The organism is Massilia sp. IC2-278 (genome assembly GCF_020708045.1).
Lineage (GTDB): Bacteria > Pseudomonadota > Gammaproteobacteria > Burkholderiales > Burkholderiaceae_D > Telluria.
The window spans coordinates 919465-945381 of sequence record NZ_JAJFES010000001.1; the positions used below are offsets into that span (position 1 = coordinate 919465).

The window sequence follows — 25917 nt, forward strand, 5'->3', positions numbered from 1 at the left end:
CCGCGCCTCGGCTGCGCCACCGGTTTTGCTTTAAGGTTACTATTCCCGGCTGACTACAGCGCAGCCGAGCATGAGAACACATCACGAACCAACAGGGCCAGGGGGAATGTCCCTGCCGCAGCAGGGCCTGCGGGCCATGCCGCTTGACGCCGCCGCGCCGCCGGGCGTCGACGCCCTGCTCGACATCGTGCCGGCCGGCGTGGTGGTGCACGGCGCCGATTCGCGCGCCTTCTACGCCAACCGCTACGCGCTCGCCCTGCTCGGCCCCGCCCTCGACCTGATGCGCGCCCAGCCGGCGGCCTCGGGCGCCTGGCCGCTGCTGCGCGCCGACGGCAGCCCGCTGCCGATCGATGACAACCCTGTGCAGCGCGTGCTGGCAAGCCGCAGCGCGGTGGTCGACGCCGTGATCGGCCTGCGCGGCCCCGCTCCACGCTGGCTGCTGTGCAGCGCGCACCCGGCCTTCGGCCCCGGCGGGCAAATCGACGAAGTCGTGGTCTGCTTCACCGACTGCACCGAACTGAAACGCATGGAGCAGACCCTGCGCGACTCGAAGGAGCGCCTGCGCCTGATGCTGCAGGGGTCGACCGACGCGCCCTGGGACTGGAACCTGGCCGAGCCGCAGCCCTATCTGTCGCCGCGCTGGTGGGACATGCTCGGCTACGCCAAGGGCGAGCCGGATGCCGACGACGCGGCCTGGCCCGCGCGCGTGCATCCCGACGACCTGGCGCGCCTGAACGACTACGTGGCGGGCCTGCTGGCCTCGAACGAGTCGGCCTACCGCATCGAATTCCGCCTGCGCCACCGCGCCGGCCACGACGTGCCGGTGCTCTCGCGCGGCCTGGTGCAGCGCGACGCCGCCGGCCGGCCCCAGCGCATCTCGGGCACGAATACCGACCTCACCGAAGCCAAGCACGCCGAGCGGCGCATCTACGAGCTGGCCTACTTCGATGTCCTGACCGGCCTGCCGAACCGGCGCCTGCTGCACGAGCAGATGGCGAAGATCCTGACCCGCAGCGCGCGCTCGCGCCAGTACGGCGCGCTGATGTTCATCGACCTCGACAACTTCAAGCTGCTCAACGACACCCTCGGCCACGACGTCGGCGACCAGCTGCTGCGCCTGGTGGCCGGAAGATTGCGCGACACGGTGCGCGAAAGCGACCACCTGGCGCGCCTGGGCGGCGACGAATTCGTGGTGGTGCTCGAGAACCTGGGCGAGAGCGAAGACGTGGCCGTGCACGAAACCCAGGCCATCGGCGCCAAGCTGCTGGCGGCATTGGGCCAGCCGTATCAGCTGGCGGCGCGCGTGCACCGCAGCACGCCGAGCATCGGGGTGGCCCTGTTCGGCGCGCAGGCCACCAGCGCCGACCTGCTGCTGCGCCAGGCCGACCTGGCGATGTACCGCGCCAAGGGCGACGGCCGCAACACGGTGCGCTTCTTCGCGGCCGGCATGCAGGCCGCGGCCGACCGCCAGATCGACCTGCAGAACGACCTGCGCGACAGCATCCACCACGAGCACTTCGAGCTGCATTGCCAGCCCCAGTTCGGCGCCGACGGCCGCCTGCTCGGCGGCGAGGTGCTGGTGCGCTGGCGCCACGACGCGCGCGGCCTGGTCGCGCCGGGCGAGTTCATTTCGCTGGCCGAGTCGTCCGGCCTGATCGTGCCGCTCGGCGCGTTGGTGCTGGCCGAGGCCTGCCGCGTGCTGGCGCGCTGGGCCCTGCACCCGCGCCTGCAGGGCTTGACGCTGGCGGTGAACGTCAGCGCCTACCAGTTGCGCGAACCCGACTTCGTCGAGCGCGTGCTCGATACCCTGATGCGCAGCGGCGCCAACCCGCGCCGCCTGTGCCTGGAGCTGACCGAAAGCGTGTTCGCCGAAAACGTCGACGCCGTCAGCGCCAGGATGAACGCCCTGCGCGCCCACGGCGTGCGCTTTTCGCTGGACGACTTCGGCACCGGCTACTCGTCGCTGAGCTACCTGAAGCGCTTTCCGCTGAACGAACTGAAGATCGACCGCAGCTTTGTTGCGGACCTGCCCGGCGACGCCCACGCCGGCGCCATCGTCGACGCGGTGCTGGCCCTGGCCCATACGCTCGATTTGCAGGTGGTGGCCGAGGGCGTCGAAACGCGCGCCCAGCGCGACTTCCTCGAGGCCCACGGCTGCCGCGTGTTCCAGGGCTTCCTGCTGGGCGAGCCGCTGCCGATCGCCGGTTTCGAGGCCGGGTTCGGCGCTCCCTGACGATTCCGCAGGCTGTCGGAAAAGGATTACAATCGTGTATTGACAGCGCTGCAGGCAGGCATGATGAGTTCTGATCGATCCGATGGAGAGTCCCCCGCGCCGCCCGGCTGGTCCTCGCGCGATTTCAAGGTCCTGCTCGACCATATTCCGGCGGGCGTGGTGATCCACGGCGCCGATTCGCGCGCCGTCTACGCCAACCGCTGCGCGCACCGCCTGCTCGGCCCCGCCCTCGAGCTGATGCGCATCTACCCGGCCGACTCGAATGCGGTGCCCTTGCTGCGTGCCGACGGCAGCCCGCTGCCGGCCGACGCCAATCCCGTGTCCTGCGTCCTGCGTACCGGCAGGACGGTGCACGACGCCGTCGTCGGCCTGCCCGGCGACAGCCTGCGCTGGCTGATCTGCAATGCCTATCCGCTGCACGACGCCGAAGGGCGGGTCCACGAAGTGGCGGTCTGCTTTACCGAATGCACCGACCTGAAGCGCACCGAGGAAACCCTGCTGCGCTCGGAAGAGCGCCTGCGCCTGGCCATGCAGGGCAGCACCGACGCGCCTTGGGACTGGGATGTCAACAGCGGCCTGGTGCACTATTCCGAGCGCTGGTGGGACATGCTCGGCTTTCCGCATTCGCACGGCGAGCGCGACCCGGTTGCCTGGCGCACCCAGATGCATCCCGAGGACATGCCGCGCGTGGACGCCTTTGTCGAGGCCCTGCTGGCATCGAACGAGACGACCTACAGCCTGGAATTTCGCCTGCGCCACCGCGACGGCCACTACGTGCCGGTGCTGTCGCGCGGCTTCGTGCAGCGCGACCGCAACGGCAAGGGCGTGCGCATCGCCGGTACCAACACCGACCTGACCGCCGCCAAGGAAGCCGAACGGCGCATCCACGAGCTGGCCTATTACGACTATCTCACCGGCCTGCCGAACCGGCGCCTGCTGATCGACGAACTGTCGCGCATCCTGTCGCGCAGCGACCGCAACGGCCAGTTCGGCGCCCTGATGTTCATCGACCTCGACAACTTCAAGCTGCTCAACGATACCCTCGGCCACGACGCCGGCGACGCCCTGCTGCGCGAGGTGGCAACGCGCCTGCGCGGCACCGTGCGCGCCAGCGACCACCTGGCCCGCCTCGGCGGCGACGAATTCGTGGTCGTGCTCGACGACCTCGGCACCTGCGAGCGCGACGCGGTCCACGAGGCGCGGCTGGTCGGCGCCAAGCTGCTCGACGCCCTGGCCCAGCCGCACGCGCTGGGCGCCCGGCCCAGCATCAGCACCCCCAGCATCGGCGTGGCCATGTTCGGCGCCGGCGCCGGCGCCGACAGCGTCGACCAATTGCTGCGCCAGGCCGACCTGGCCATGTACCGCGCCAAGGCCGAGGGCCGCAATACCCTGCGCTTCTTCGACCCCGACATGCAGGCGGCGGCCGAGCGCCAGGCCGAGCTCGAGGGCGACCTGCACGACGCCATCGGCCAGCACCGCTTCGAGCTGTATTGCCAGCCGCAGGTCGGCGTCGACGGCAGGCTGGCCGGCGCCGAGGTGCTGCTGCGCTGGCGCCACGCCACGCGCGGCCTGGTGCCGCCCGACGAATTCATCGGCCTGGCCGAAACGAGCGGCCTGATCGTGCCGCTGGGCGCGATGGTGCTCGCCGAAAGCTGCCGCGCCCTGGCGCGCTGGGCCGGCACGCCGCTGCTGCGCGAACTGACCCTGGCCGTGAACGTCAGCGCCCAGCAGCTGCGCGACCCCGGCTTCGTCGACGCCGTGCTCGCCATCCTGGCCGCCACCGGCGCGCCGCCCCAGCAACTGTTCCTGGAACTGACCGAGAGCGTGTTCGCCGAAGACCTGGACGCCGCCTGCGCCAAGATGCATGCGCTGCGCCTGCACGGCGTGTGCTTCTCGCTCGACGACTTCGGCACCGGCTATTCCTCGCTCGCCTACCTGAAGCGTTTTCCGCTCACCGAACTGAAGATCGACCGCAGCTTCGTCAAGGACTTGCCGGGCGAAGCCCATGCCGGCGCCATCGTCGACGCCATCCTGGCCCTGGCCCGCACGCTCGACCTGGACGTGGTGGCCGAAGGCATCGAGACCGGCGAGCAGCGCGATTTTCTCGTTGCGCGCGGCTGCCGCCTGTTGCAAGGCTACCTGCTGGGCAAGCCGCGTCCCATGGCCGAATTCGAAGCCGGTTTCGGTCTTGCCGGCGCCTGAGCCGCGCGTGGCCGGCAGGCCGCCGGCTTTCAGGCTCCTTTTCCTTTCTCTGTCAATGTATTCAGCCGTGCATGCCGGCACAGGCACCTTATGCGATCCTGTCGCCAACCGCTTAGCTCTTCTTGACCATGGACACGCAAAAACCTGACCATCCAAGCCCGGACACGCACGCGGATGCCCGGCTTCCCTTCCCGATCGTCGGGATCGGCGCCTCGGCCGGCGGCTTCGCGGCACTCGCCGCCCTGCTCCAGAACCTGCCGCCGGCGCCGGGCATCGCGCTGGTGGTCGTGCTGCACCTCCCGTCCGACCAGCAAAGCAGCGCGGAGCGCGTCCTGCAGCGCTCCACCGGCCTGCCGGTGGTCAGGGTGAACCATGCGATGCCGATCCTGCCCGACCAGGTCTATGTCATCCCTCCTGCGCGCAGCCTGAAAATGGAGGGCAGGCGCCTGGTGCTGCACGATCTGGATCACGCACCGGGCGCCCCGGCGGCCGTCGATGCCTTCTTCCGCTCGCTGGCCATGGCGCACCGCGAAAAAGCCATGGGCGTGGTCCTGTCCGGCATGGGCTCGGATGGGACAGTTGGCCTGGCGTGCATCAAGGAACAAGGCGGCGTCACCGTCGTCCAGTCGCCCGCCGATGCCGCGCAAGCCGGCATGCCGCAATCGGCCATCGATTCCGGCATGGCGGACTTCGTCCTTGCCGCCGCCGACATCCCGGCCAAGATGGCGGAACTGGGCGGCATCACCCGGACGATCCGCGAGCACGCCCGGCAGGGGCATCGTCCTGCCGAGGTCGCGTTCGACATGGGCCCGGACCCGGAAGGGGCGCTGCGCGAGGTGCTGTCGCTGCTGCGGCAACATACCGGCCACGACTTCGGCGAATACAGGCGCGCGACCATGCTGCGCCGGCTGGAGCGCCGCCTGCAGGTGCGCGGCCTGCCGGATTTGCCCAGCTATCTCGACCTGCAACGGCGCGACGCCGGCGAATCCCCTGCGCTGTTCAGGGACCTGCTGATCGGCGTGACCCGGTTCTTCCGCGACCGCGAAGCGTTCGCCGCCCTCGAACACAAGGTCGTGCCCCAGCTTTTCCGGGACAAGGGGCCGGGCGACACCGTGCGGGTATGGGCGGCGGCCTGCTCGACCGGCGAGGAAGCGTATTCGCTGGCCATGCTGCTGGCGGACCATGCCGCTTCGATGGCAGCGCCACCCGCGATCCAGGTATTTGCCTCCGACATCGACGCCCAGGCAATCCGCACGGCGCGTGCCGGACGCTATCCGGCTTCGATTGCCGAGGAGGTGCCGCCCGAGCGGCTGCAGCGCTACTTCACCATGGAGAACGGCGTCTACAAGGTACGCAGGTCGCTGCACCGGCAAATACTGTTCGCGGAACACAACCTGCTGCGCGACCCGCCGTTTTCGTCGCTGGACCTGGTCAGCTGCCGCAACTTCCTGATCTACCTGAAACCGGAGATGCACTGGCACCTGCTGGGTACTTTCCGTTTCGCGCTGCGCCCCGGCGGCTACCTCATGCTCGGCAGCGCCGAAAGCGTGGACGATGGATCGGGCCGGTTCGCCGCGGTCGATGCCGGCAACAGGATTTATCGGATGAAAGCGGAACCAGGGCCGCGCCGGCTTGCCGCGCCCGCCGCGCTACCTGTCGACAAGGTACTGCGCCCTGCCGCCGCAACGGCCGCGCGCGATGAAGCGGCGCCGGTCGAGCGCCACGGTCGCCCCCGCGGGCGCCTGTTTTCCTTCGCCGAGATCCACCTGCACAAGGCGGCGCAGCAGGCGCCGCCCAGCATCCTGGTCAATGGCAACGGGGAAGTCGTGCATATCGCGGCAGAGGCCAGCCACCTGCTGCGCCATCCCGGCGGCGAGCCGACGCGCGACCTGGTATCGCTGGTGCCCGCGCCATGCCGGCTGGCCTTGCGTACCGCGCTGTTCCAGGCGCAAAAAAGCGGTAGCCAGGTCGGCACCGGCGCGGTGCGCTACGAGCAGGACGGCGAACAGCGCAGCGTCGACATGACGGTGCTGCCTTTCCACGACGAGCATGCCGAAGGTTTGCTGATGCTGGTCGGTTTCAGGGACGTTACCGGCGTGCCTGCCACCGCCGCGCCCGCCGCGCCGCGCGACCAGTCGCTGCTCGAGCAGCTCGACGAGGAGCTGCGCCATACCCGCAAGAAGCTGCAGGAAACCATGGACCAGGCGGAACAGTCGAATGCCGCACTGCGCTCCACCGTGGAAGAGCTGAAGACGACCGTCGAGGAGCTGCGCGCGGCGAACCGGCAACTCGACACCACACTGGACATGTCGAGCGCCGCCAACGAGGAGCTGTGTACCGCCAACAGCGAGCTCGCGCAGCGCCTGGAAGACCTGGGCAGGTCCCATGACGACCTGAACAACCTGATCGCCTCGTCCGACGTGGCAACCCTGTTCCTCGACCGCCAGATGCGCATCGAGCGCTACACGCCGCGCATCGCCGGCCTGTTCAACATGATTCCCGCCGACGTCGGCCGCCCGCTGCAGCACATTACCAGCCGGCTCGACAACCCGAACCTGGCCGACGACGCCGCCCGCGTGTTCGAGACGCTGCAGCCGCTGGAGCAGGAAATCAGCAGCCGCGACGGCCGGGTCTACATCGTGCGGGTCTACCCTTACCGGACCGGCTCGCACCGCATCGCGGGCGCGGTCATGACCTTCTTCGACATCACGGGCCGCAAGCAGGCCGAAGACAGGCTGCGCGAAAGCGAAGTCCTGCTGCGTACGCTGCTGGAAAGCCATGCCCAGGCCATCTGGCAGACCGATGCCCAGGGCCACGTGGTGGCCGATTCCGCGTCCTGGCGCGCCTACACAGGCCAGACCGGGGCGGAGTGGTCGGACGAGGGCTGGGCCAACGCACTGCATCCGGACGACCGCGCGATGGCGCTGCGGGTCTGGCGCGCCGGCACCGCTGCCGGCCACGTCATCCGCAACCGCTTCCGGCTGCGGACAGCGCAGGGCGGCTGGCGCTGGACCAGCGTGCTGGCCGCGCCCGTGCGCAACGGCGATGGATCGGTACGCAAGTGGGTGGGCATGAACATCGACATCGATACCGAAAAGCGTGCCGAGGACCTGCTCCGCGCGAGCGAATCGCGCTTCCGGGCGCTCGCCGCAGTCGGGGCGTCGACGCTCTACCGCATCGGCGCCGGCTGGAATACCATCCGCCGGTACGACGGCTCGGGCATGCTGGCCGGCGAAGACGAAGCGGGCTGGATGGAAGACCATATTCCCGCGGACGAGCGCCCACGGCTGCGCGCCGCCATCGCACGCGCCATCGCCAGCCGCGGCGAATTCGAGCTCGACCACCGCGTGCTGCGCCCGGATGGGGCGGTGGCCTGGGTCTCGTCGCGCGCCGTCCCGCTGCTGGGCGACGACGGCGAAATTCTCGAATGGTTCGGCGCCCAGACCGATATCACGGCGCGCGTCAAGGCCGACCAGGCTTTCGCTCGCCTGTTCGAGGCTGCGCCGGCGCCGCTGCTGGTGGTCGGGACCGACGCGCCGCGCTTCACCATCCGCGCGGTCAACGGCGCCTGGCTGGCGGCGACGCTGCGCACGCGCGAAGAGGTGGTCGGGCGCGGCATGTTCGACGCCTGTCCCGGCAATCCGGAAGGCGCTGGCGCCGACGGTGCGGCGCTGCTGCGCGCCTCCTTCGAACGCGTGCTGGCCTCGGTCCGGCCCGACTGCTTGCCCGACCTGCGATACGACATCGCGCGGCCCGACGGCAGCGTCGAGGAACGCTGGTGGCGCCCGGTCAATGCGCCGGTCCTCGACCAGGACGGCATGGTCGAGGCCATCATCCACCATGCCCACGATGTGACCGCCGCTTGCCGCGCCGGGTACGGCAACGAGCAATAGCGGGCGCGCCCGGCACGGCCTTCCGGCGTGGGGGCCGTGGCGTGCGCTGGATACCGCGCGAATCGCAGTATTCTAGTAGCAAATAGACAATGAGCAACGCCGTGCGCAAACGATGCCGTACCGCCCTCCTTGCCTGCCCCGATTAACCGGACAAAGGTGTCCCACTTGACGACCACGCTACGATCCGACGCCGCCCTGCGGCGCGACCAGATCCTCGACGCAGCCGATGCCGTCTTTTCGCGCCATGGCGTGACCGCGCCGCTCGAACTGGTGGTGGCGCAGGCCGGCGTCGGCCGGGCTACCCTGTACCGCAACTTCCCCGACCGCGCGGCCCTGATGGACGCCCTGCTGGAGCGTTCGCTGGCCGGCCTCGAACGCCAGGCCGACGGCGCCGATCTGTTCGCCCTGCTGGAACAGGTGGCGCAATGCATCGTCGCTTCGCCCGCCGTGACCGATTACTGGCGCGCGGTCGACGCCGACCATCCGGTCGCCAGGGCCGGGCGCGAACGCCTGGCCAAGCTGTTCCGCGCGCCGCTCGCCGCCGCCGTGAAGAGCGGCGCCTGCCGCCCCGACTTGAAGCCGGCCGACATCGTGCTCGTCTGCGGCATGCTCGGCGCCGCCCTGCGCGGTGCGACGCCGGCCCAGCAGCGCAGCCTGGCGCGGCGCGCGCTCGACCTTCTCTGCTCCGGCATCGCCACGCCTGTCCGGAGGCGTTAGCATGGCGGTGCTGCTCAAACCGACGCCGAACTGGGAAGAGCACGAAAAGCCGACCCTGCCCGGCTCCGCCTCGATGCCCTACCATACGCCCGCGGTGCGCGTGGCCTATGCTTGCGTCGCCCTACTGGTCGGGATCACGGGCGGCCTGGGGAATGCGCTGGTCACGGCCAACCTGGCCACCATCCAGGGCCAGCTCGGGCTGACGCCGTCGGAAGGCGCCTGGCTGCCGGCCGCCTACGTGATGGTCAACATCACCGTGAACATGCTGGTCTTCAAATTCCGCCAGCAGTACGGGCTGCGCCTGTTCGCCGAGATCGGCCTCGGCCTGTACGCCGCCGTCACCCTGCTGCACCTGCTGGTCGGCGGCTTTGCGATGGCGGTGGTGGTGCGCGCCGCCAGCGGCTTTGCCGCCGCCACCGCCACCACGCTGTCGATGCTGTACATGCTGCAGGCGGCGCCGCGCGCCTACACCGGCAAGATGGTAGTGCTCGGCGTCGGCATCCCGCAGCTGGCCACGCCGCTGGCCTGGCTGCTGTCGCCGACGCTGCTGGTGTTCGGCCAGTGGCACAACCTGTACCTGTTCGAGGCCGGCCTGGCCCTGTGCTCGCTGGCGGCGGTGGTGGTGCTGAAACTCCCGCCGGGCATGCACGTGAAGGTCTTCGAGAAGAAGGACTTCATCAGCTTCGCCCTGATGGCGCCGGGCGCGGCGATGCTGGTGGCGGTGCTGGCCCAGGGCTATTCGCACTGGTGGTTTGACGAAGCCTGGCTGGCCTGGCTCCTGATGGGCGCCGTGGTCTTCATCCTGGCCGCCCTGTTCGTCGAGCACCACCGCGAGAACCCGCTGCTGCAGACGCGCTGGCTGGTCACGCCCAACATCCTGCGCTTCATCGTCGGCGCCTTTTTGATCCGCTTTCTCACTTCCGAGCAGACCTTCGGCGCGGTGGGCCTGCTGCGCACCCTGGGCATGGGGCCGGACCAGATGCAGCCGCTGTTCGTGGTGATCCTGTTCGGGACGATCGTCGGCATGGTTGCCAGCGCCCTGACCTTCAGCCCCAAGACCCTGATCGCCCAGCTGATCGCGGCCATCGTGCTGTTCGGGGTAGCCGCGCTGATCGACTACGGCCGCACGAGTCTCGACCGGCCGCAGGACTTCTTCCTCAGCCAGTTCCTGGTGGCCCTGGGCAGCGGCATGTTCATGGGGCCGCTGGTTTTGCTCGGCATCACCCAGGCGCTGAAGTTCGGCCCGAACTACGTGGTGACGTTCACCGTGGTGCTGTCGCTGACCCAGTCGCTGGGCGCGATGACCGGCTCGGCCCTGCTGAGCACCTACCAGCTGCACCGCGAGCAGGTGTATTCGAGCGAACTGACGGCCGACATCAACCCGGCCGACCCGCAGGTGGCCACGCGCCTGCAACAGCAACAGGGCGTATACCGGGCCCTGATCACCGACCCGGTGCAGCGCGCGGCGCAGGGCACGGCCCTGCTGTCGCAGATCGCGCGGCGCGAAGCGAACGTGCGCGCCTTTAACGACGTGTTCGCGCTGTCGGGCATCCTGGCCATGGCCTTCCTGTCCTGGTCGCTGTTCGTGGCGATCCGTGCATCGATCCGCAACCGCCGCGAGGCCGCTGCAGCCCTTACCGCTTCCCCCAATCCGGCGCCGCCAGGCGCCACCAAGGCCTGAGTCAGGCATGAGTCTTGCGCATGAACACACCGATCCATCCGACCCGCGAAGAAACCGAAGAAGCCGAAGCCAACCCGCCACCGCCAGGCGACGGCAACGACACCCAGCCGGCCATGGCCACCACGCCGTCCGCCGACCCGCCACCGAGTCCGTATGCGGCAGGCGCAGCACCCACGGCAGCGACGGCAACCATTGCGCCGGCCGCCGCACCCGCAGCCCCGGAACCGCCGCCGAAGAAGATCCGCGCCACCCCGGCCGCGATCGGCATCATGATCACGGTGGCGGCGGTCGGCATCGCCCTCATCATGTGGGCCTGGCACATCGGCCCCTTCAACAGCACCCGCATGAGCACCGACAACGCCTACGTGCGCGGCGCCGTCACCGTGCTCTCGCCCCAGGTGAACGGCTACGTGGCCGACGTGCTGGTCAAGGACTTCCAGTTCGTCAAGGCCGGCCAGGAACTGCTGCGCATCGACGACCGCATCTACGCCGAGCGCGTGCGCCAGGCAGAGGGCCAGCTGGCGAACGCCGTGGCGCAGCTGAACAACGCCGAGCAGACCCAGGCCCAGAACACGGCCTCGGTGGGCTCGGCGCGCGCCAACCTGGCGGCCGTGGAGGCCGAGCGCGCCCGCGCCCAGGCCGAGCAGGGCCGGGTCGAGGAGCTGGCCGAGCGCGGCTCGGTGTCGCTGAATGAACGCGACCGCGTGCGCACCACGGCGCGCCTGGCCGCCGCCAATGTGCTCAAGGCACAAGCCGACATCGACATCGCCCAGCAGCGCGTGAAGTCCACCACCGTCGCACGCGGCGGCCTGGAGGCGCAAGTGAGCATGGCCGAGGCCCAGCTGGCCCTGGCGAAGATCGACCTGGCCAACACCGTGGTCACGGCGCCGCGCGACGGCCAGGTAAGCGAGGCGACGGTGCGGCGCGGCCAGTACGTGACGGCCGGCTCGCAGCTGCTGTTCCTGGTGCCGGACCAGCTGTGGGTGGTGGCCAACTTCAAGGAAGGGCAAACCTGGCGCATGCGCATCGGCCAGCCGGCGCGCTTCACGGTCGACGCCTTCGAGGGCGCGGCGCTCACCGGCCACGTGGAACAGATCGCGCCGGCCACCGGCTCCGAATTCAGCGTGCTGCGCCCGGATAACGCTTCCGGCAACTTCACCAAGGTGGTGCAGCGCCTGCCGATCCGCATCGCCATCGACCCCGGCCAGGAGCTGGCCAGGCGCCTGCGCCCCGGCATGTCGGTGACGGCCGAAGTCGATACCGGCGCCCAGCCGCGCGAAGCCGGCCGCCCGGCCAGCCCGCCTGCCGCCCAACCTGCCGTTCAGCCCGCCGCCCAGCCCACTCCGGGGACGGCGCGATGAAGCGGCGTACCTTCAATACCGCACTGGCCATCGCTGGCATCGGCATGCTGGCCGGCTGCGCGCCGGCCTGGCGTCCGGCGCCGCCGTTGGCGAGCGTCGCGCCGCCGGAAGGCTGGCGCGAACCGAACGATGGCAGCGGGAGCGTCAACCCGCAGTGGTGGATCGCTTTCGGCGATCCGGAACTCAACCGCCTGGTCGGCGCGGCCCTGGTGCGCAACAGCGACGTGCTGATCGCCGTGGCCAGGGTCGACGAAGCGCGCGCCCAGGCTGAACTGGCCGAGGCGGCGCGCCTGCCGGCGCTGAACGGCGCCGTCGGACTGCAGGCCGGGCGCGCGCTGCAGGCGACCGGCATCAGCACGGCGCGCTCGGTCCAGCCTTCGCTGCAGGCCAACTGGGAACCCGATTTGTTCGGGCGCATCCGCACCCAGATCCGCGCCGCCGCATTGCAGTTCCGCGCGACCCAGGCCGAGCGCGACGCCGCCGCCCTCACGGTGGCGGCGACCACCGCGCAGAACTACATCGCCCTGCTGGCCATCGACGCCCAGTTGCGCATCACGCGCGAGACGGTGGCGTCGCGCGCCGAGGCGCTGCGCCTGGCCAGCGACCAGGCGCGCGTGGGCTATATCTCGCAGCTGCAGCTGACCCAGGCCCAGTCCGAGTACGAGGCGGTGCTGCAATCGATTCCCGAACTCGAACTGGCGATGCGGCGCCAGGAAAACGCGGTGCGCCTGCTGGCCGGGGAGCTGCCGGGCGCGGTGGAGCGCGGCAAGGCCTTCGAGGACTTGACCCTGCCGACGGTGCCGGCCGCCCTGCCCTCGCAGCTGCTGGCGCGCCGGCCCGACGTGGCCCAGCGCGCACTGCTGCTGGCGGCAAGCGACGAAGCGCTGGCCCTGCGCCGCCAGGCCTTCCTGCCGCAGGTGACCCTGAGCGCGCAGCTGGGCAGCATTCTCACCAGTTCGCTCGATTATGACCCGGTGAGCGTCTGGAGCATCGGCGGCAGCGTGCTGGCGCCGCTGTTCTCGGGCGGTCGCCTGCAGGCGCAGTACGCGGCATCGGCCTCGGTGCGCGACCAGGCCGCCTTTGCCTACCGGCGCACGGTGCTGACCGCGTTTTCCGAAGTCGAGAATGCGCTCGCCGGGGTGCCGCGTTTGCAGGACCAGGTGGGGCATGCGATGCGGCGGCGCGAGGTGCTGACCCGCTCGCTGGGGTATGCGCGCGACCGTTACCAGGCCGGGTATGCCTCGTATCTCGAGGAATTGGACGCGCAGCGCAATTTGTACCAGGTGGAGTTGGCGATGGTTACGCTGCGGCGCACACAAATCGAAAACCTGATCGGCTTGTATCGGGCGCTGGGGGGCGGATGGTCGTCGGGTTGACGGCCTGAAGTGCACACCTCGGAGCCGGAGCCCGGTCGCAGTTTTGGTTTTGTAGGGTGGGCACCTGTGCCCACGCTGTCGTGCTTGGAGACACCAATAGAAGCCATCCTGGCCCGCGCTCCGGGCGTCCCGGTAACGTAGCCGGAGCGCACCAGTCGTACCGCGTGGGCACAGGTGCCCACCCTACAAAACCAAACAGCGGCACATTTGGCCGATGTCGCGTCACCGGTTTCTACCGCGTAGTACGGTCCTGATTGCGTCGACATGCGCAATGATAAGGCACGCACTCACGTCGCCCGCGCATTATTTCACCCAATAAATGCTGCAAAGCAGCACGAAAATACTTTCACGCAATGCTCGTGCGCGCTCTTGCAGGATTTATCATTCCCGCCTGCCGCACATCACCTTACAAAGGGAAAGCGTATTATGAGCCAGGGTAATCCTCTGTCGCTGCACGTCCCGGAGCCAACCGGCCGTCCGGGTTGCAAGACTGATTTTTCGTATCTCCAGTTGTCCAGGGCAGGCGAAGTCCGCCGTCCCGAAGTCGATACCGCGTTCGGCGACACCGCCGACCTCGTATCGTCCCTCATCCGCGTCCTCGACGAAGACGGTAACGCCGTCGGCCCGTGGGCGCCCGACATCGGCGTCGACCAGCTGCGCTTCGGTCTGCGCACGATGATGAAGACCCGCATCTTCGATGCGCGCATGGTCATCGGCCAGCGCCAGAAGAAAATGTCCTTCTACATGACCTCGCTCGGCGAGGAAGCCATCGGCACCGCGCATTCGCTCGCCCTGAAAGACGGCGACATGTGCTTCCCGACCTACCGCCAGCAAAGCCTCTTGATGGCGCGCGAATACCCGATGGTCGACATGATCTGCCAGCTGCTCTCGAACGAGCGCGACCCGATGAAGGGCCGCCAGCTGCCGGTCATGTACTCGGTCAAGGACAAGGGTTTCTTCTCGATTTCCGGCAACCTGGCGACCCAGGTGCCGCAAGCGGTCGGCTGGGCCATGGCCTCGGCGATCAAGGGCGATACCAAAATCGCCTCGGCCTGGATCGGCGACGGCGCCACCGCCGAATCCGACTTCCACACCGCCCTCACCTTCGCCCATGTGTATCGGGCGCCGTGCATCATCAACGTCGTCAACAACCAGTGGGCGATCTCGACCTTCCAGGCGATCGCCGGCGGCGAGAGCGTGACCTTTGCCGCACGCGGCGTGGGCGCCGGTATCGCCTCGCTGCGCGTGGACGGCAACGACTTCCTGGCCGTGTACTCGGCTTCGTGCTGGGCCGCCGAGCGTGCTCGCCGCAACCTCGGGCCGACGCTGATCGAATGGGTCACCTACCGCGCCGGCCCGCACTCCACCTCCGACGATCCGTCGCGCTACCGCCCGGCAGACGACTGGACCCGCTTCCCGCTGGGCGACCCGATCGCCCGCCTGCGCCAGCACCTAACGAAAATCGGCGCCTGGTCGGACGAGGAACACGAGCGCGTCCAGGCCGACCTCGAAGCCGAGGTGCTGGCCGCGCAAAAGCAGGCGGAACAATACGGCACGCTGGCCGACGGCCGCGTCCCGAGCGCGGCCTCGATGTTCGAGGATGTCTACAAGGACATGCCGGAACACCTGCGCCGCCAACGTCAACAACTGGGGGTGTGAGATGGCACGCGATAGCGACAACAATACCGTGGAAAAAGACCCGGTGAACGAAGGCGCCGCCAAGGCTGGCACTTCGCAAATGACCATGATCCAGGCCCTGCGTTCGGCCATGGACGTGATGCTGGGCCGCGACGACAACGTGGTTGTCTACGGCCAGGACGTCGGCTACTTCGGCGGCGTGTTCCGCGCCACCGACGGCCTGCAGGTCAAATACGGCAAGCAGCGCGTGTTCGACGCGCCGATTTCCGAAGGCGGCATCGTCGGCACCGCGGTCGGCATGGGCGCCTATGGTTTGCGCCCGGTGATCGAGATCCAGTTCGCCGACTATTTCTATCCGGCGTCGGACCAGATCGTCTCGGAAGCGGCGCGCCTGCGCTACCGCTCGGCCGGCGACTTCACCGCCCCGCTGACCATCCGCATGCCTTGCGGCGGCGGCATCTACGGCGGCCAGACCCACAGCCAGAGCCCGGAAGCCCTGTTCACCCACGTCTGTGGCCTGCGCACCGTGATGCCGTCGAACCCGTACGATGCGAAAGGCTTGCTGATTGCCGCCATCGAGAACGACGATCCGGTGATCTTCCTCGAACCCAAGCGTTTATATAACGGCCCGTTCGACGGCCACCACGACCGTCCGGTCGTGTCCTGGGCCAAGCACCCGATGGGCGAAGTGCCCGAGGGTTACTACACCGTCCCGCTGGACAAAGCAGCCATTTTCAGGCCGGGCAACGACCTGACCGTGATCACCTACGGCACCATGGTCTGGGTGTCGGAAGCGGCGGCGCTGGAAAGCGGCGTCGACGCCGAGATCATCGATTTGCGCACCCTGTGGCCGCTCGACCTCGACACCATCGTCGAATCGGTGAAAAAGACCGGCCGCTGCGTGGTCGTGCATGAAGCCACCCGCACGTCCGGCTTCGGCGCGGAACTGGCGGCGCTGGTGCAGGAACACTGCTTCTATCACCTGGAAGCCCCGATCGAGCGCGTCACCGGATGGGACACCCCCTACCCGCACGCGCAGGAATGGGCGTACTTCCCCGGCCCCGACCGTGTCGGCGCCGCGTTCAAACGCGCGATGGAGGCGAAATAAATGGGTATTCACGTCATCAAGATGCCTGACCTCGGCGAAGGCATCGCGGAAGTCGAAGTCGTCGCCTGGCACGTCAAGCCGGGCGACATGGTCAAGGAAGACCAGGTGCTGGCCGATGTCATGACCGACAAGGCCACCGTCGAAATCCCGTCGCCGGTGAACGGCACCGTCACTTCGCTCGGCGGCAAGCTGGGCGAAGCGATGGCCGTCGGCGCGGAACTGATCCGCCTCGAAGTCGAAGGCGCGGGCAACCACAGTGGCGAATCCGCATCGGCCAACACCGCGACCGCGGCGCGCCAGCATACGAGCAGCGCCAAGGCCTCGGGCGGAAGCAGCGACACGGTCGACGAATTCATCCCGATCACCGTCGCGCAACCGGAAACCGTGGTTACCACGGTCACCAGCGAAGCGACGGCAGCGCCGGCCAAGGCAGCACCGCAGCGCCCGAGCACGCCGGCCTACACCCAGGGCGGCCAGGCCGAGGCGCCATCGCACCACGGCCGCGCTGCCGGCGAAAAGCCGCTGGCCGCACCGGCCGTGCGCCAGCGCGCCTGGGACATGGGCATCGAGCTGCAGTACGTCACCGGCACCGGCCCGGCCGGCCGCATCCAGCACGCCGACCTCGACGCCCACGTGGCGCGCGGCCAGCGCAAGGCAGCCGAAGGCGACCGCCGCTACGCCGTGCTCGAAGGCGAGCAAGCCATGCCGGTGATTGGCATGCGCCGCAAGATCGCCGAGAAGATGGCCGAAGCGAAGCGCCGCATCCCGCACTTCACCTACGTCGAGGAAATCGACGTCACCGAACTCGAAGCGCTGCGTGTGCAGCTGAATGCCCGCTACGCCGGCCAGCGTCCGAAGCTGACCCTGCTGCCGCTGATCATGCGCGCCGTGGTGCTGGCGATCCGCCGCTACCCGTCGGTGAACGCCCGTTTCGACGACGACGCGAATATCGTCACCACCTACAACGCCGTCCACCTGGGCATCGCCGCCCAGACCGACGCCGGTTTGATGGTGCCGGTGGTGCGCAACGCCGAAGCGCGCGATCCGTGGTCGGCGGCAAGCGAGGTGGCGCGCCTGGCGGAAGCCGCACGCAGCGGCAAGGCCCTGCGCGAGGAACTGTCCGGCTCGACCATCACCATCACCAGCCTGGGTGCGCTGGGCGGCATCGTCACCACGCCGGTCATCAACCGGCCGGAAGTGGCGATCGTCGGCGTGAACCGCATCATCGACAAGCCGGTCATCTTGAACGGCGCCATGGTGGCGCGCAAGACCATGAACCTGTCGTCCTCGTTCGACCACCGCGTGATCGACGGCATGGTGGCGGCGGAGTTCATCCAGACCATCCGCGGCTACCTCGAGTGGCCTGCAACCCTGTTCGTGGAGTAAAGCAGTGAACCCTATCTCTACCAATCTGCTGGTGATCGGCGGCGGCCCCGGCGGCTATGTGGCCGCCATCCGCGCCGGCCAGCTCGGCATCAAGACCATCGTGGTCGAAGGCGCCCAGCTGGGCGGCACCTGTCTGAACATCGGCTGCATCCCGTCGAAAGCCCTGATCCACGCCGCCGAGGAATTCGACAAGGCCCAGCACTACGCCAGCGGCTCGGCCATCGGCATCTCGGCCAGCGCGCCCAGCATCGACCTGGGCCGCACCGTGGCCTGGAAAGACGGCATCGTGAAACGCCTGACCGGCGGCGTCGGCGCCCTGCTCAAGAAGAACGACGTGCAGGTGATCAACGGCTTCGGCCGCATCCTCGACGGCAAGACGGTCGAAGTGAAACAGGCCGATGGCGAGCTGGTGCGCATCCGCTGCGAGCACCTGCTGCTGGCCGCCGGCTCCGAGGCCGTCGAGCTGCCCTTCATGCCCTATGGCGGCATGGTGGTCTCGTCGACCGAGGCGCTCTCGCCCGAAACCATACCGCAGCAGCTGGTGGTGGTCGGCGCCGGCTACATCGGCCTCGAACTCGGCACCGCCTACCGTAAACTCGGCGCGGAAGTGACGGTGGTGGAAGCGGCCGACCGCCTCCTGCCGGCATACGATGCCGAACTCACGAAGCCGGTGGGCGCGGCGATCAAGCGCCTCGGCATCGACCTGCGCCTGGGCACCTCGGTGCTCGGCCTGAACGCCGGCGGCAACGGCGTGCGCGTGCGCGAAGCCAACGGCGAAGAGACCCTGCTGTCTTGCGACCGCGTGCTGGTGGCCGTCGGCCGCCGTCCGCGCACCGGCGGCTGGGGCCTGGAATCGCTGCAGCTCGACATGAACGGGCGCGCCGTGAAGATCGACGACCAGTGCCGCACCTCGATGCGCAACGTCTGGGCCATCGGCGATTTGGCCGGCGAGCCGATGCTGGCGCACCGCGCCATGGCGCAGGGCGAAATGGTGGCCGAGATCATCGCGGGCAAGCGCCGCCACTTCACGCCGAACGCGATTCCGGCGGTGTGCTTCACCGACCCGGAAGTGGTGGTGGTCGGCATGTCGCCGGGTGAAGCCGAGAAGGCGGGGCTGGATGTAATCAGCGCCAACTTCCCGTTCGCCGCGAACGGCCGCGCCATGACCATCGAGTCGACGGACGGTTTTGTCCGGGTGGTGGCGCGCCGCGACAACCACCTGATCGTCGGCTGGCAGGCGGTGGGACGCGCCGTTTCGGAACTGTCGGCAGCGTTCGGCCAGTCGATCGAGCTGGGCGCCACGCTGGAAGACATCGCCGGCACCATCCACGCCCACCCGACCCTGGGCGAAGCGGTGCAGGAAGCGGCCTTGCGCGCGCTGGGGCACGCCTTGCACATCTGATCCGACGACGACCGGAACCCTGAACGCGTACCTGCGGGGACGAGGGATTTGTATCCTTCGTCCCCGTTTTCTTTATATCCCAACCATAGTGTCGTTTTAGTACGACATTTCCTGCCTAGCGTGCGGGGTGCGCGGACCAGGATGTGGCATAACGTCGCTACCGTTTGTCCTGGTTTTATCAAAAACGCACGACAAATGCGATAACCGACATGGCGGCACCGGGTGCCGCCTGATTTCCCATTTGTGAGAAAGCCCATCATCATGTTCAAGAAAATCGCAGCCGCAGCAGCCCTCGTCGTCGCTTCCTCCTCCGCCTTCGCCCAGCAAATGCCGCAGTGGTATGCCGGCGTCGACGCTTCCTCGACCAAGATCGAAGGTGCGGACCGCGAAGGCGGCGGCGGCGTCTTCATCGGCTACAACCTTAGCCCGAACTTCGCCATCGAAGCCGGCTGGCACCGCCTGGCCGAAGCCGACCTCTACTACTGGGACCTGGACGCGCGCGCCAAGGCCAAGTTCGACCAGACCGACGTGTCGCTGATCGGCACCCTGCCGCTGAGCAATGGCTTCGGCGTGTATGGCCGCCTTGGCTACAACCACCTGAAGATCAAGGCATCGGCGAGCGCCGGCAACGTCCGCGTGTCGCAATCGGATTCGGAAGACAAGGTCCTGTACGGCGCCGGCCTGTCGTACACCTTCAACCCGCAGATCGTCGGCCGTCTGGAAGTGCAGAAGCCGCATAGCGACATCACCAAGGTTGCGGTTGGCGTGGGCTTCAACTTCTGATCTTGCGCTTCCGGCCAGGCCGGATTCCCATGAAAACCCGGACCTTCGACGGTCCGGGTTTTTTTATGCATGGTGATTGTCGGAAATCTTTACGCTTGTGTATGGATAAGATTTCATCTGATTAATTTTCCTTTTAGAAATCAATGACATAAATAAATATTTGCATATTGGCACGCTAATTGCTCACACGAAGGGCTCAACCTAACCGGAGATTACCCATGTCACTGCGTTCCCTGAAAGCCCTGTTCGTCAGCTTGTCCCTGCTTGCTTCCACCTCGGTCTTCGCTGTGCCATTGGTCGTCAACCTGAACAACATCGACAGCGTCGGTGAAATCGGTGACCCAGGTAATACGGTCCTGACCTATGACATCGGCGCCAATTCGCTGGTAACCGGCATCACCTACGACGTCAACGTCACCGCCTACCGCCCAAGCTGGCTGGACGAACTCGGCCTGGCTTTCACCAACTCGAAAGGCACGGAAGGCGTCTTCTTCAATCCGGGAGTGGGCCTGCTCTTTGCCGGTACCGGCAGCTTTGCCGACTCGGCTGACCTGACGGCGCTTGGCCTGGCCTTCAATGTCGGCGTCGACGGCATCCTGCGCCTCGAATTCTTCGAAGACTTCGACGACTTCGGCTTGAACCCGGACGGCCGCTGGAACTTCGGCACCATTACCTTCGACTACACGCCGGCGGAAGTCGCAGGCGAAGTGCCTGAGCCAGCCACCGCCCTGCTGCTGGGAGGCGGCGCCATGCTGATGGGCTTTGCCAACCGCCGCCGCCGCGCTGCCAAGGCGCTTGACGCCGCAACTGCCTGATCTGTATCAACTTTTCCCGCAAAGGCGCCTCGGGCGCCTTTGTTCGTTTACGGTGGTCTTTGCCCATCGATACGCTTTCTTCAGAACGATTCCGGAACACAAAATTTAGCGTTGCCAGCAGGAAAAGTATGATCGTGCGATAATCCGGCCCCGGCCGAAACATGGCGTTTCGGCCCTTTCCGTTTTACCGCAAGAAAAGGCATTACCATGTTTAAAAAAATCGCAGTCGCAGCAGCCCTCGTCGCCGCATCGTCGGTCTCCATCGCCGCACCACAGACCCCGTTCTACGCCGGTGTCGACGTGTCTTCGACCAAGGTCGAAGGCTTCGACGACAAGGGCGGCTACGGCGCCTTCGTCGGCTACAAGCTGAACGAGAACGTCGCGGTCGAAGGCGGCTACCACCGCCTGGTCGACACCGACATCAACTTCGGCGGCTACCGCGCCGACACCACGCTCGACCAGATCGACGTTTCGCTGATCGGCAGCGTCCCACTGTCGAACGGCTTCAGCCTGTACGGCCGCATCGGCTACAACCGCCTGAACGGCGAAATCAAGTCCGGCGGCGAAAAGGCCAAGGACCACCAGCAGAACGCCCTGTACGGCATGGGCCTGGGCTACGCCTTCACCCCGGTCGTCACCGGCCGCCTGGAAGTGCAAAAGCCTGACAGCAACGTGACCAAGCTGGTTGCCGGCGTCGCTTACGCCTTCTAAATCACGCTTGTTCCGGCGCTAAGCCGGAAGCGACGAAACCGGGTTGCTTGCGCAGCCCGGTTTTTTTATGCCCGTATGGATGACCGGCGCTGCGGGCGGCCTGCTTGTACAATTCGTACAACATCACTACTCAGCCACCATGCCGAATCACCGCATCCTGGTGCTCTACGCCCATCCGGCGCCGCACCGCTCGCGCATCAACCGCCGCCTGGCCGACGCCGCGCGCGCCATCGACGGCGTGCTGCTGCATGACCTCTACGAAACCTACCCCGACTTCTTCATCGACGTGGCGCACGAGCAGGCCCTGGCCGAACAGGCCGAGCTGATCGTCTTCCTGCACCCGCTGCGCTGGTACAGCATGCCTTCGCTGCTCAAGGAGTGGGTCGACGCCGTGCTCCAGCCGGGCTGGGCCTACGGCCCCGGCGCCACGGCCCTGCAAGGCAAGGGATACCTGCTGGCCCTGACCACCGGCAGCGGGCTCGACGCCTATGCGGCCGGCGAGCGCCACGGCCATCCCTTCGAGGCTTTCCTGCCGCCGTTCCGCCAGACCGCCGCCCTGTGCGGCATGCGCTGGCTGGCGCCGCACATCCTGCACGGCGCGAACAGCACGAACGAGGAAGCGGTCGATGCCCACGTGGCCGCCTTCCGGTCCCGTCTCGAAGCCTGGCTGCGGGGAGATCGTCATGGAGCATAGCCTGCTGACGAACGCCCTGATCTACCTGGCCGCCGCCGTGGTCGCGGTGCCGTTGGCCAAGCGCCTCGGCCTGGGCGCTGTGCTGGGCTATCTGCTGGCCGGGATGGCGATCGGCCCCTGGGGCCTGAAGCTGATCGGCGACGTCGAGGTCATCCTGCACTTCTCGGAATTCGGCGTGGTGCTGCTGCTGTTCCTGATCGGCCTGGAGCTCGAACCGAGCCGCCTGTGGTCCTTGCGGCGCCAGATCTTCGGCTGGGGCACGGCCCAGGTGCTGCTGGTGGCCGCGGCCCTGTTCGGCGCGGCGCTGCTGGTCGGGATCGACTGGCGCGTGGCCCTGATCGCCGCGCTCGGCCTGTCGCTGTCGTCGACTGCGATCGCGCTGGCCACGCTAGGCGAACGCAACCTGATGGGCACCCCGGCCGGGCAAGCCGGCTTCGCCCTACTGCTGTTCCAGGACATCGCCGCGATCCCGATGATCGCGCTGGTGCCGGTGCTGGGCGTGGCGGTGGCAGACAGTGCCCATGCCGGCGGCTGGCAGAACGCGGCGCGCCTGGCGGCGGTAATCGCCGGCGTCGTGGTTGGCGGGCGCTACCTGGTGCGTCCCGCCCTGCGCATCATCGCCAAGGCCGGCATGCGCGAGATCTTCACCGCCTTTGCCCTGCTGCTGGTGATCGCCATTTCGCTGCTGATGCAATGGGTCGGCATGTCGATGGCCCTGGGCGCCTTCATGGCCGGCGTGCTGCTGGCCGACTCCGAATACCGGCACGCGCTGGAAACCGACCTCGAACCGTTCAAGGGCCTGCTGCTTGGGCTGTTCTTCATCGCGGTCGGCATGTCGGTCGACTTCGGCGTGTTCCTGGCGAAGCCAATGATCATCCTCGGCCTGGTGCTGGGCTTCCTGGCGATCAAGCTGGCGGTGCTGTTCCTGCTCTCGTTCCGCTTCGGTATCGCGCGCGGCCAGCGCTGGCTGTTCGCCTTCTTGCTGTCGCAGGGCGGGGAATTTGCCTTTGTCGTGTTCGGCGCGGCCGCCACGGCGCGCGTGTTCGCTCCCGAGACCGGCTCGCTGCTGGTGGCGGTGGTGGCGCTGTCGATGGTCTCCACGCCGCTGCTGCTGCTGTTCCACGACAAGGTGCTGGAACCGCGCTACCGCGGCCAGAACAAGCGCGAGCCGGATGCCATCGAGGACAACGAAGGTCACGTGATTATTGCCGGCTTCGGGCGCTTCGGCCAGATCATCGGCCGCCTCCTGAACGCCAACCGCATCAAATTGACGATCCTCGATCACGACCCGGACCAGATCGAACTGCTGCGCCGCTTCGGCTTCAAGGTGTTCTATGGCGACGCAACCCGCATTGACCTGCTGACCGCCGCCGGCGCCGCCAAGGCGCGCGCCCTGGTGCTGGCCATCGACGACATCGACGACAGCCTGGCCCTGGCCGACGCCGTGCGCGAGAACTTCCCCGACCTGCCCATTCTCGCCCGCGCCCGCAACGTGACCCACATGTACCAGCTGATGGACCGCGGCGTCACCATCGTCGAGCGCGAGACCTTCGAATCGGCCCTGCAGCTCGGGCGGCGCGCCCTGTCCCAGCTGGGCTTCGGCGCCTACCGCGCACGCGAAGCCATGCTCAAGTTCCGCGAGCACAACAAGAACAGCGTGGACGCCGTCTACCCCTACTACAAGGACCGCGAGCAGTATGTCTCGATGGCCAAGCGGGCGCGGGACGAACTGAACGCCATGTTCGCGCGCGACCTGAAGAACATTGACAACGAGACCGACCAGGGCTGGGATTAACGCCTGACACAGCCGGGGTCAGGTCTGACATTCGGACACGAACCCATCTGTAGGGATAATTCCGTGCCCGGATAGCCCGCTGTTCGCAGCATCGGCGCGCCGATAATGTAACCAACAGTCGAGCTCGTGTCCGAATGTCAGACCTGACCCCCGCTGTTCATTTCGATTTGGCTGGGCTCAACTGCCCGAACAGCTTCCCGGCCAGGCCCATCAGCACTTGGTCGGCGCCCATGTCCGGACCTGCATTGGCTACCATCAGCGCCCCGGTCCCCTGCCCGGGAAACAGCACGGCAATGGCCAGCCAGTTGCCGTCCGAGCCCTGATGCACCAGGACGGGGCCCTGGCGGCCCGCGATCGATTGCTGCACGCCCCAGTCCAGGCCGGCCGGACTGCCGGGCTGCGCCGTCTGCATCAGCCGGTAGGACGCGGGCGAGAGCAGCTTGCCCTTGCCTGCCGCCCCCGCCAGCTGGTCGAGATTGAACTTCGCCCAGTCCTCCAGGCTCATATGCAGGAAGCCGGCGGGCGCGTACATCCGGGGCGCGCCGTCCTCTAACCTGGCCATGTGGCGCATCGGCTTGCCGTGTTGGTGGCCGCGGTTCTGTCCGTCGCCGGTATTGCCGAAGCCGGTGCGCGTCATGCCCAGCGGCTTGAATACCTCCGCGCCCATCAGTTCCTCGTAGCTCGCATGCGCGGCGCGCTCGGCGATGACGGCCGCGACAATGAAGCCCGCGTTGCTGTAGCTGAAGCTGCCTGCTTGCGCTTCCGGCTTGTCCTGCAGTGCGGCGGCCACATAGCTCAGGCGCTGCTCCGCGCTGGGGCGGCCGTCGCGGAAAAATGCCACCATCGTCTTTTCGTCGCCCAGGTCGCGCGGAAAGCCGGCGCGGTGCGACAGCAGCTCGACCAGGGTCACCTTGCGGTATTCTGGCCTCATGCTTGCCGCCATCTCCGGCAGCATGGCATCGAGCGGCGTGTCCCAGGCCAGCACGCCGCGTTCGACCAGGCGGGCAATCATGGCCACCGTCATGACCTTGCCCGTCGAACCGATCAGCCACACATCGTCGATCGTCACCTCGGCCTTGCTACCCGCCTCGCGCACGCCTAGTACGGCCTGCGCCGAGATGGCGCCGTCGCGCAGGACGACGGCGCCGACGGCAGGCACGTTCGAACCGGATTTCGCCGCTGCGACGGCGGCCGCCAGCTCGTCCGATGGGCTTGCTGCGGCTGCCGCAGCCAGGGTGAAGGCGGCAACGCCGCAGAAAAACCGTTTCAGCATGGTGAGTCCTTGTTGACTTGTGTAGCCCAAGTGTAGCCAGCGAACTTGCAACGTGGGCAATATTGCGATGAATGGAAGAATGCAGGGAATAAACAGGGGCAATGTGCCGCCAGGTTGCAGCGTGAGGCGACTGCGGCCGTTGACTGGCGCCGCCAGGATGCATTTCGCGCCACAGGCAAGCGTTTCGTCGCATGGGTCCTTTGCGCTCGCCGGGCTCTGGCACAGTGGCTGCAACTTAATTCACTTTGCGGAGCCTGCCATGAACCACCTGCTGACCCATACCCCCGTCTACGTCTGGATGATCCTGGCCCTGGTGGTCGCGCGCGGCCTGGTGGCCCTGCGCGAGCGCGAGACGACGCTGAAGAAGCTGTGCATTATCCCCGCCATCATGCTGCCAGTGGCCCTGCTGGATATCGCGCGCAAGTTTGGACTGGAAGGACTGGCTCTCGGCGCGTGGGTGCTGGCGGTGACGGCGTCGATGTGGGCGGTGTGGTCGCTGGGCGGGCGGCAGATCGCCGCCGGCGGCGCGCCGGGCACGGTGCGGGTTGGCGGCAGCGTCATGCCGCTGGTGCTGATGCTGCTGATCTTCATGGTCAAGTATGCGACCACGGTGATGCTGGTGACGGCGCCGACGCTGTTGCACAGCGCTGCCGTCACCTCTGCGGCGTGCGCGCTGATGGGTGGCGCGAATGGCTGGTTCTTCGGGCGCCTGCTGCGCGATGTGCTGGACGCCCGGGCAGCCGGTGGCGGGATCGCGCAAGCCGACATCATCGCCGCGTGAGGTAGGGTGGGTTCCCCGACAATCCATGAAAAACAGGCGCCGCAGCGCCTGTTTTCCGTTGGATCACG

General features: G+C 67.6%; 18 protein-coding genes. 17 read left to right on the top strand and 1 reads right to left on the bottom strand.

The features are described 5' to 3' along the window. The first annotated feature begins 106 nt into the window (after window positions 1-106). The 16 genes from LK540_RS04020 to kefC all read left to right on the top strand — a co-directional run bounded on the left by LK540_RS04020 (window position 107) and on the right by kefC (window position 23795). Window positions 107-2233, top strand: coding sequence for a bifunctional diguanylate cyclase/phosphodiesterase (locus LK540_RS04020; RefSeq protein ID WP_229435737.1), 2127 nt, complete (start codon window positions 107-109; stop codon window positions 2231-2233). A gap of 60 nt (window positions 2234-2293) precedes the next feature. Beyond that, a complete protein-coding gene (locus tag LK540_RS04025; RefSeq protein WP_229435738.1) occupies window positions 2294-4435 on the top strand; it encodes a bifunctional diguanylate cyclase/phosphodiesterase in 2142 nt (713 codons plus the stop codon). A 128-nt stretch (window positions 4436-4563) separates the two neighbouring features. Continuing rightward, window positions 4564-8328, top strand: coding sequence for a CheR family methyltransferase (locus LK540_RS04030; RefSeq protein WP_229435739.1), 3765 nt, complete (start codon window positions 4564-4566; stop codon window positions 8326-8328). Window positions 8329-8493: 165 nt separating this feature from the next. After that, the gene (locus LK540_RS04035) at window positions 8494-9045 is read left to right on the top strand and encodes a TetR/AcrR family transcriptional regulator (protein ID WP_229435740.1); all 552 of its coding nucleotides are present in this window, start codon (window positions 8494-8496) and stop codon (window positions 9043-9045) included. Between the two features lies 1 nt (window position 9046). Further along, window positions 9047-10726, top strand: coding sequence for an MFS transporter (locus LK540_RS04040; RefSeq protein ID WP_229435741.1), 1680 nt, complete (start codon window positions 9047-9049; stop codon window positions 10724-10726). A gap of 113 nt (window positions 10727-10839) precedes the next feature. Further along, a complete protein-coding gene (locus tag LK540_RS04045) occupies window positions 10840-12087 on the top strand; it encodes an HlyD family secretion protein (RefSeq protein WP_229435921.1) in 1248 nt (415 codons plus the stop codon). Then, window positions 12084-13463, top strand: coding sequence for an efflux transporter outer membrane subunit (locus LK540_RS04050; RefSeq protein WP_229435742.1), 1380 nt, complete (start codon window positions 12084-12086; stop codon window positions 13461-13463). Before LK540_RS04045 ends, LK540_RS04050 begins: the two co-directional genes overlap by 4 nt. A gap of 426 nt (window positions 13464-13889) precedes the next feature. Beyond that, window positions 13890-15122: a 3-methyl-2-oxobutanoate dehydrogenase (2-methylpropanoyl-transferring) subunit alpha gene (locus LK540_RS04055; RefSeq protein ID WP_229435743.1), complete on the top strand. Its 1233-nt coding sequence runs from the start codon at window positions 13890-13892 to the stop codon at window positions 15120-15122. Between the two features lie 79 nt (window positions 15123-15201). Further along, window positions 15202-16209: an alpha-ketoacid dehydrogenase subunit beta gene (locus tag LK540_RS04060; RefSeq protein WP_229435922.1), complete on the top strand. Its 1008-nt coding sequence runs from the start codon at window positions 15202-15204 to the stop codon at window positions 16207-16209. After that, entirely contained in the window at window positions 16210-17595 is a 1386-nt protein-coding gene (locus tag LK540_RS04065; RefSeq protein WP_229435744.1) for a dihydrolipoamide acetyltransferase family protein, read from the top strand. Between the two features lie 4 nt (window positions 17596-17599). Beyond that, window positions 17600-18997: a dihydrolipoyl dehydrogenase gene (gene lpdA, locus LK540_RS04070; protein ID WP_229435745.1), complete on the top strand. Its 1398-nt coding sequence runs from the start codon at window positions 17600-17602 to the stop codon at window positions 18995-18997. A 261-nt stretch (window positions 18998-19258) separates the two neighbouring features. After that, a complete protein-coding gene (locus LK540_RS04075; RefSeq protein ID WP_229435746.1) occupies window positions 19259-19780 on the top strand; it encodes a porin family protein in 522 nt (173 codons plus the stop codon). Window positions 19781-19998: 218 nt separating this feature from the next. Then, window positions 19999-20595: a PEP-CTERM sorting domain-containing protein gene (locus LK540_RS04080; RefSeq protein WP_229435747.1), complete on the top strand. Its 597-nt coding sequence runs from the start codon at window positions 19999-20001 to the stop codon at window positions 20593-20595. A gap of 207 nt (window positions 20596-20802) precedes the next feature. Further along, window positions 20803-21306: a porin family protein gene (locus LK540_RS04085; RefSeq protein ID WP_229435748.1), complete on the top strand. Its 504-nt coding sequence runs from the start codon at window positions 20803-20805 to the stop codon at window positions 21304-21306. Window positions 21307-21445: 139 nt separating this feature from the next. Then, on the top strand, window positions 21446-22000 hold the full coding sequence (locus LK540_RS04090) for an NAD(P)H-dependent oxidoreductase (RefSeq protein ID WP_229435749.1): 555 nt from the start codon (window positions 21446-21448) through the stop codon (window positions 21998-22000). Then, a complete protein-coding gene (gene kefC, locus LK540_RS04095; protein WP_229435750.1) occupies window positions 21990-23795 on the top strand; it encodes a glutathione-regulated potassium-efflux system protein KefC in 1806 nt (601 codons plus the stop codon). Before LK540_RS04090 ends, kefC begins: the two co-directional genes overlap by 11 nt. A gap of 157 nt (window positions 23796-23952) precedes the next feature. Here kefC and LK540_RS04100 read toward each other — a convergent pair whose 3' ends face one another. Next, the gene (locus LK540_RS04100; RefSeq protein ID WP_229435751.1) at window positions 23953-25068 is read right to left on the bottom strand and encodes a serine hydrolase; all 1116 of its coding nucleotides are present in this window, start codon (window positions 25066-25068) and stop codon (window positions 23953-23955) included. A 259-nt stretch (window positions 25069-25327) separates the two neighbouring features. On the opposite strand from LK540_RS04100, the gene LK540_RS04105 reads away from it, so the two are divergent. Further along, on the top strand, window positions 25328-25849 hold the full coding sequence (locus tag LK540_RS04105; RefSeq protein WP_229435752.1) for a DUF6622 family protein: 522 nt from the start codon (window positions 25328-25330) through the stop codon (window positions 25847-25849). Window positions 25850-25917: the final 68 nt, after the last annotated feature.

Coding starts and splice junctions, on each gene's coding strand:
- LK540_RS04020 (WP_229435737.1), top strand. CDS start 107: ATGTCCCTGCCGCAGCAGGGCCTGCGGGCCATGCCGCTTGACGCCGCC.
- LK540_RS04025 (WP_229435738.1), top strand. CDS start 2,294: ATGATGAGTTCTGATCGATCCGATGGAGAGTCCCCCGCGCCGCCCGGC.
- LK540_RS04030 (WP_229435739.1), top strand. CDS start 4,564: ATGGACACGCAAAAACCTGACCATCCAAGCCCGGACACGCACGCGGAT.
- LK540_RS04040 (WP_229435741.1), top strand. CDS start 9,047: ATGGCGGTGCTGCTCAAACCGACGCCGAACTGGGAAGAGCACGAAAAG.
- LK540_RS04045 (WP_229435921.1), top strand. CDS start 10,840: ATGGCCACCACGCCGTCCGCCGACCCGCCACCGAGTCCGTATGCGGCA.
- LK540_RS04050 (WP_229435742.1), top strand. CDS start 12,084: ATGAAGCGGCGTACCTTCAATACCGCACTGGCCATCGCTGGCATCGGC.
- LK540_RS04055 (WP_229435743.1), top strand. CDS start 13,890: ATGAGCCAGGGTAATCCTCTGTCGCTGCACGTCCCGGAGCCAACCGGC.
- LK540_RS04060 (WP_229435922.1), top strand. CDS start 15,202: ATGACCATGATCCAGGCCCTGCGTTCGGCCATGGACGTGATGCTGGGC.
- LK540_RS04065 (WP_229435744.1), top strand. CDS start 16,210: ATGGGTATTCACGTCATCAAGATGCCTGACCTCGGCGAAGGCATCGCG.
- LK540_RS04075 (WP_229435746.1), top strand. CDS start 19,259: ATGTTCAAGAAAATCGCAGCCGCAGCAGCCCTCGTCGTCGCTTCCTCC.
- LK540_RS04080 (WP_229435747.1), top strand. CDS start 19,999: ATGTCACTGCGTTCCCTGAAAGCCCTGTTCGTCAGCTTGTCCCTGCTT.
- LK540_RS04085 (WP_229435748.1), top strand. CDS start 20,803: ATGTTTAAAAAAATCGCAGTCGCAGCAGCCCTCGTCGCCGCATCGTCG.
- LK540_RS04090 (WP_229435749.1), top strand. CDS start 21,446: ATGCCGAATCACCGCATCCTGGTGCTCTACGCCCATCCGGCGCCGCAC.
- kefC (WP_229435750.1), top strand. CDS start 21,990: ATGGAGCATAGCCTGCTGACGAACGCCCTGATCTACCTGGCCGCCGCC.
- LK540_RS04100 (WP_229435751.1), bottom strand. CDS start 25,068: ATGCTGAAACGGTTTTTCTGCGGCGTTGCCGCCTTCACCCTGGCTGCG.
- LK540_RS04105 (WP_229435752.1), top strand. CDS start 25,328: ATGAACCACCTGCTGACCCATACCCCCGTCTACGTCTGGATGATCCTG.